4 protein-coding genes and 1 pseudogene are annotated in these 6,885 nt (G+C 38.5%); all 5 read left to right on the forward strand.

Annotation, left to right across the window (positions count from 1 at the left end; translation table 11 throughout):
• Positions 1-1,783: 1,783 nt before the first annotated feature.
• Positions 1,784-2,179 (forward strand): annotated as a pseudogene (locus tag D8836_RS11610) (LPXTG cell wall anchor domain-containing protein); the annotation flags it as partial.
• Positions 2,180-2,326: 147 nt separating this feature from the next.
• Positions 2,327-4,411, forward strand: coding sequence for a glycosyltransferase (locus D8836_RS10875; RefSeq protein ID WP_125393981.1), 2,085 nt, complete (start codon positions 2,327-2,329; stop codon positions 4,409-4,411).
• Positions 4,408-5,286 (forward strand): acyltransferase, encoded by an 879-nt coding sequence (locus D8836_RS10880; RefSeq protein ID WP_125393982.1) that lies wholly within the window; start codon positions 4,408-4,410, stop codon positions 5,284-5,286. The genes D8836_RS10875 and D8836_RS10880 overlap by 4 nt, the downstream gene beginning before the upstream one ends.
• An 18-nt stretch (positions 5,287-5,304) precedes the next feature.
• Entirely contained in the window at positions 5,305-6,513 is a 1,209-nt protein-coding gene (locus D8836_RS10885; RefSeq protein WP_125393983.1) for a glycosyltransferase, read from the forward strand.
• Between the two features lie 11 nt (positions 6,514-6,524).
• The coding region (locus tag D8836_RS10890; RefSeq protein WP_142999085.1) for a glycosyltransferase family 2 protein at positions 6,525-6,885 on the forward strand (361 nt) is incomplete at its 3' end.

Below are 6,885 nucleotides of genomic sequence, written 5' to 3' on the forward strand. Positions count from 1 at the left end.
GGCTTCAGCTTCAGCNTCNACNAGTGCNGTGGCTTCAGCTTCAGCATCGACTAGTGCAGTGGCTTCAGCTTCAGCGTCAACAAGTGCGGTGGCTTCAGCTTCAGCATCGACTAGTGCAGTGGCTTCAGCTTCAGCATCTACTAGTGCAGTNGCTTCAGCTTCAGCATCGACTAGNGCAGTGGCTTCAGCTTCAGCGTCAACAAGTGCAGTAGCTTCAGCTTCAGCGTCAACAAGTGCGGTGGCTTCAGCTTCAGCGTCAACAAGTGCGGTAGCAAGTGCTTCAGCATCGACTAGCGCAGTGGCTTCAGCTTCAGCATCTACTAGTGCAGTNGCTTCAGCTTCAGCGTCAACAAGTGCNGTNGCTTCAGCTTCAGCNTCAACAAGTGCGGTAGCAAGTGCTTCAGCNTCNACNAGTGCAGTNGCTTCAGCTTCAGCGTCAACAAGTGCGGTGGCTTCAGCTTCAGCATCAACAAGTGCGGTAGCAAGTGCTTCAGCGTCAACAAGTGCAGTAGCTTCAGCTTCAGCATCTACTAGTGCGGTGGCTTCAGCTTCAGCGTCAACAAGTGCGGTAGCAAGTGCTTCAGCATCGACTAGCGCAGTGGCTTCAGCTTCAGCGTCAACAAGTGCGGTGGCCTCAGCCTCAGCATCGACTAGCGCAGTGGCTTCAGCTTCAGCGTCAACAAGTGCGGTAGCAAGTGCTTCAGCATCGACTAGCGCAGTGGCTTCAGCTTCAGCATCTACTAGTGCAGTAGCTTCAGCTTCAGCGTCAACAAGTGCGGTAGCAAGTGCTTCAGCATCGACTAGCGCAGTGGCTTCAGCTTCAGCATCTACTAGTGCAGTAGCTTCAGCTTCAGCGTCAACAAGTGCAGTGGCTTCAGCTTCAGCATCTACTAGTGCAGTGGCTTCAGCTTCAGCATCGACTAGCGCAGTGGCTTCAGCTTCAGCGTCAACCAGTGCAGTAGCTTCAGCTTCAGCATCTACTAGTGCAGTGGCTTCAGCTTCAGCATCGACTAGCGCAGTGGCTTCAGCTTCAGCGTCAACAAGTGCGGTAGCAAGTGCTTCAGCGTCAACAAGTGCGGTAGCAAGTGCTTCAGCGTCAACAAGTGCGGTGGCTTCAGCTTCAGCATCTACTAGTGCAGTAGCTTCAGCTTCAGCGTCAACAAGTGCAGTGGCTTCAGCTTCAGCGTCAACAAGTGCGGTGGCTTCAGCTTCAGCATCGACTAGTGCAGTGGCTTCAGCTTCAGCATCTACTAGTGCAGTAGCTTCAGCTTCAGCGTCAACAAGTGCAGTAGCTTCAGCTTCAGCGTCAACAAGTGCGGTGGCTTCAGCTTCAGCATCGACTAGTGCAGTGGCTTCAGCTTCAGCATCGACTAGTGCAGTGGCTTCAGCTTCAGCGTCAACAAGTGCAGTGGCTTCAGCTTCAGCGTCAACAAGTGCGGTGGCTTCAGCTTCAGCATCAACAAGTGCGGTAGCAAGTGCTTCAGCGTCAACAAGTGCAGTAGCTTCAGCTTCAGCATCGACTAGCGCAGTGGCTTCAGCTTCAGCGTCGACTAGTGCAGTGGCTTCAGCTTCAGCGTCAACAAGTGCAGTGGCTTCAGCTTCAGCGTCAACAAGTGCGGTGGCTTCAGCTTCAGCGTCAACAAGTGCGGTAGCTTCAGCCTCAGCATCTACTAGTGCAGTGGCTTCAGCTTCAGCGTCAACGAGTGCAAGTACTATCGTTACAAGTAAGGGAATGCCAGAAGTTAGATCAATGGATAGCTTAAATATCGAAAGTATTATTACGTCAGACTCTATTAGTAATTCTGTATCAACTAGCAAGTCAGTCTCTCTGAGTCTATCCAAGTCGGCTTCAGTAAGTACCAGTGCCTCAGTCTCAGCGTCAACAAGTGCGGTAGCCTCAGCTTCAGCGTCAACGAGTGCGGTAGCTTCAGCCTCAGCCTCAGTGAACACATCAGTTTCAAATTCAGCATCGACAAGTACTTCGATTTCTGTTTCAAATTCAGCAAACCATTCGAACTCACAAGTTGGAAATACATCTGAATCAGCAGGTAAATCACAAAAAGAATTACCAAATACAGGTACTAAGTCATCAACTGGATCTGTACTACTTGGAGCTCTAGCAGCTGTTACAGGTATTGGATTGGTTGCAAAACGCCGTAAACGTGATGAAGAAGAGTAAGATAACCTATAAATTTAGGCTAAACTAACCCTCGCGCGTAAATAATAGAAACCCCTTGGAAAATTAGAATTTTCAAGGGGTTTTACTATTATATAGCTGAAATTTTGACTAAAAAATTGTATAATAACTATAAGGAGAAATGCGCTAGTGGATGATAAAATAACGGTCATTGTACCAGTATACAATGTGGAAAACTATCTGAGGAAATGCCTAGATAGTATTATGGCTCAAACATATAAAAATATTGAAATTATTGTCGTTAATGATGGTTCTACTGATACTTCAGGTGAGATTTGTAAAGAATTTTCAGGAATGGATCACCGAATCATCTATATAGAACAAGAAAATGCTGGTCTTTCTGCCGCACGAAATACCGGTCTGAATAATATGTCCGGAGATTATGTGACTTTTGTAGACTCGGATGATTGGATTGAACAAGATTATATAGAAACTCTATATAAAAAAATAGTAGAGTATCAGGCTGATATTGCGGTTGGAAATTATTATTCTTACAATGAAGATGAGGAGACATATTATTTCCATATATATGGGAATTCCTACTATGAGAAAGTATATGATAATATTTCTATTTTTGAGAATTTGTATGAATCTCAAGAAATGAAGAGTTTTGCTTTGATATCTGCTTGGGGCAAACTCTATAAAGCGAAATTGTTTGATTATCTCCGATTTGATAAAGGAAAACTCGGCGAAGATGGTTATTTTAATCAAAAAATGTACTTATCTGTAAATAAAGTAGTTTATTTAAACAAAGGTCTGTACGCATATCGTCAGAGAAGTGGAAGTATTACAAAAACTTGGACAGAAAAGTGGATGCATGCCTTGGTTGATGCTATGTCTGAGCGTATTACACTACTAGCTAATATGGGTTATCCACTTGAGAAGCACTTAGCAGTTTATCGTCAGATGTTGGAAGTCAGTCTCACGAACGGTCAAGCTAGTGGTTTATCTGACACAGCAACGTATAAAGAGTTTGAAATGAAAAGAACTCTTTTAAATCAGTTATCAAGACAGGAACAAGGGGAAAAGAAAGCCATTGTACTAGCAGCAAACTATGGCTATGTGGACCAAGTTTTAACGACTATCAAGTCTATTTGTTATCATAATCGTTCTATTCGGTTTTATCTGATTAATAGTGATTTTCCTAACGAATGGTTGAAACAATTAAATAAACGATTAGAAAAGTTTGATTCAGAAATTATTAATTGCCGAGTCACATCTGAGCAAATTTCGCGTTATAAAACGGATATTAGTTATACTGTTTTTTTGCGCTATTTTGTGGCTGATTTCGTGAAAGAAGACAAAGCTCTTTATTTAGACTGCGATTTAGTAGTAACAAAAAATCTAGATGGTTTATTTGCTACAGATTTACAGGACTATCCTTTGGCTGCTATTCGAGATTTTGGAGGCAGAGCTTATTTTGGTCGAGAAATCTTTAATGCAGGTGTTTTCTTGATTAATAATGCTCTTTGGAAGCAAGAGCATATAACTCAAAAGTTGATTGATTTAACCAATGAATGGCATGATAAAGTGGATCAGGCTGATCAAAGTATTTTAAATATGCTTTTTGAAAATAAATGGCTAGAACTAGATTTTGATAATAATCATATTGTCATTCATGAACGCTTCGCAAACTATAGTTTTCCAGATGGGCAAGAATATCCAGGAATCATCCATTATTTATCAGAGAGAAAGCCTTGGCAGGTACATGCTGGACAAACCTATCGTGATGTTTGGTGGTATTACCATGATATGGAATGGACAGAGTTAGGAAAAAATCATCATTTACATTCTCTAAAAAAAATGCATCTTTATCCTATAAAAGTTCCATTTTCTTGTTTGATTTATACAGCTTCAGATCAAATTGAGCAGCTGGAAACATTAATAGTGGCTTTACCAGAAGTGCAATTTAAGATTGCAGCAAGAGTAATCGTTAGTGAGAATCTTTCTAGACTTGTTGTGTATCCAAACGTTACTGTCTATTCTGGAACAGTATCTTTAGAGGAATTGGATAGAGAATTGGTGGAAAGTTGTCAGCTTCTTTTAGATATCAACTATGGTGAGAAGGAAGTAGAGATATTAGAGCAATTTACTTCTCAAAATAAACCAATTTTAGCCTTTGAAAATACTAAATCGTATGAAGCGAATCAAGAGATATATCAGATTGATCAAGTTTCAGAAATGATAGAGAGAATAAGAGAGTTAAATAGATGAGGAAAAATACTGTGCGAGGCGATGCACTAATTTTAACTGTAAGTGATCAGATTGAACAATTAGAATATATTTTAGAAAACTTACCAGATATTTGTTTTCATATTGCAGCTCCTGTACAGTTTTCTGAAAAGATAAGAGTACTGGAGTCAAAATATAATGTCCGTCTCGTGACAGTTACAACTGATCAGCAAATTGACTTTCTAGTGAATATGTGTGATTTCCTACTAGATATCAATCATTTTCAAGAAGTAGATGCTATTGTATCAAGGTTTGTTCAGATTGGGAAACCTGCCTTTGCTTTTGACAATACAGTCCATGGAAATCAGGGGCAGGAAGTTTTTCTATCAAGTACACCAGATAAATTGGTTTTTAGAGTGAGAGAGTATCAGGATGAAGTCAGAGTAGGCATCAATTATCAAGAAAAAATCATCCAAGATGGGACTTGGAATGTCTTTCAAATTGATGATAGGGCTCACTTCATTGTAGGAACTAATGTCATCTGTAGAAATTTTGAAAATTTCCATGTCTCTTCTGGTAAGGTAATACTGCATGATGGTGTTTTTATCAATAACTCTTGTAGTTTTAACTGTATGGAAAGAATTGAAATCGGAGCTGGTACCATGATGGGAGAGGGCGTTCGTTTCTATGATCACGACCATATTTATACTGCTGAAACAATCGAAAAATGGCAGTGGACTACAGCGCCAATTAGAGTTGGAAGAGATTGCTGGATAGGAAGTAATGTCACGATTTTAAAGGGAGTGACTATTGGGGATAATACCATTATTGGAGCAGGTTGTCTTATTCGCAATGATGTTCCGTCAAATAGTGTGGTTTATCAAGATAGGAATCTTATTATAAAAAAAAGAAATTAATCTGGAAATGAGTGGAGTATGACTATAAAAAAAGCAATCGTTTTAGGAGCAGATAATAATTATCGTGACAAATTGGAAACAACTATTAAATCTATTTGTTACCATAATAGAGATTTGAAATTTTATATTTTTAATGAAGATATTCCCAAAGAGTGGTTTTATCTGATGGAGAAGAGATTAGAAAAACTTAACTGTGAAATTTTGAATATAGAAATTGATGCAGAAAAAGTAAAGCATTTTTCTACTCCTGATGAACACATCAAGTACATGACTTATTTTCGCTATTTTATTGCAGAATTTGTGAAAGAAGATAGAGCCTTGTATTTGGACTGTGATATGATTGTTCATAGGAACATAGATTCGTTATTTCAGAAAGATTTTGAAGAAAATTATATAATTGCCGTTCCAGATGGTTGGTATAAAAATATTTTTAATGCAGGAATGATGATGGTAAATGTTCATAAATGGAAAACTGATAATATTTGTCAAAATCTTTTAGAGTTGACTGCAGAAAAACATCAAGAAGTCTATGGTGATCAGGGAATCTTAAATCTATTGTTTGAAAATAAGTGGAAGAAAGTATCTCCTCATTATAATTTCATGGTTGGACTTGATACATTGGGTTATTGGGCTCAAAAGCCAGAGTGGTTTTTAAATAGTTGGGATGAAAACTATAAACCTGCTATTATTCATTTTGAAGGTAAAGATAAACCGTGGAATGATTCATTAAAAACAAGATATAGAGAATTGTGGTGGTTTTACAATGGTTTGGATTGGCAAACTATTTTGTTAGAAAAGGATACAAAACCGACATCGTTTAGTGAAATTGCAACAGTTAGTTTATTTCATACAGCGATCTTTACAGATACGCAAGAGTTGGAACATATAGAATATCTAGTAGAAAAACTTCCGAATGTCCATTTTCATATTTTTGCCCATAGTTATTTTGGACCGAGAGTACAAGTGTTGAACCGTTTTTTAAATGTAACTCTTTATCCCAATTATACACCGTATCAATCTCAAGAAATGCTGAGTAAGTTAGATTTTTATCTAGATATCAATCATAACCAGGAAATAGATAATATTATTTCAAAAGTTCACCGTCTATCGAAACCGATATTTGCTTTTGAGAATACGAGTCATGATATAAATAATGGAAGTCTTATATTGTCTTCATCAGAGCCGAAAGAAATGGTAAAAGTTATTAAACAGTTTTTAGGAGAATAATTGCATAGCTTATGGATGAATTAATTAGTATTATAGTTCCAATATATAATGTTGAAGAGTACTTACGAGAGTGTTTAGATAGTATTCAAAAACAAAGTTATCTGAATTTTGAATGTATCATGGTTAATGATGGCTCACCAGATAATTCATCCAAAATCTGTGAAGAATTTGTAGAGAAAGATTCTCGTTTTCGCTATTTTGAAAAGGAAAATGGTGGGGTATCCTCTGCACGAAATCTGGGAATTGAACATTCTAAAGGAGAGTATATCACTTTTATTGATTCGGATGATTGGGTAGATTCTGATTATTTAGAAGTTTTATATACGACTCTTTTAGAAGAAGGAGCAGATATAACTGTCTCGACATATAAGC

Origin of the sequence: Streptococcus mitis, from assembly GCF_003942995.1 — a bacterium.
Classification (GTDB): Bacteria; Bacillota; Bacilli; order Lactobacillales; family Streptococcaceae; genus Streptococcus; species Streptococcus mitis_CV.

What these genes read in the sequence shown, in the direction of transcription:
- D8836_RS10885 (WP_125393983.1), top strand. Translation starts at nt 5,305, where the DNA reads ATGACTATAAAAAAAGCAATCGTTTTAGGAGCAGATAATAATTATCGT.
- D8836_RS10880 (WP_125393982.1), top strand. Translation starts at nt 4,408, where the DNA reads ATGAGGAAAAATACTGTGCGAGGCGATGCACTAATTTTAACTGTAAGT.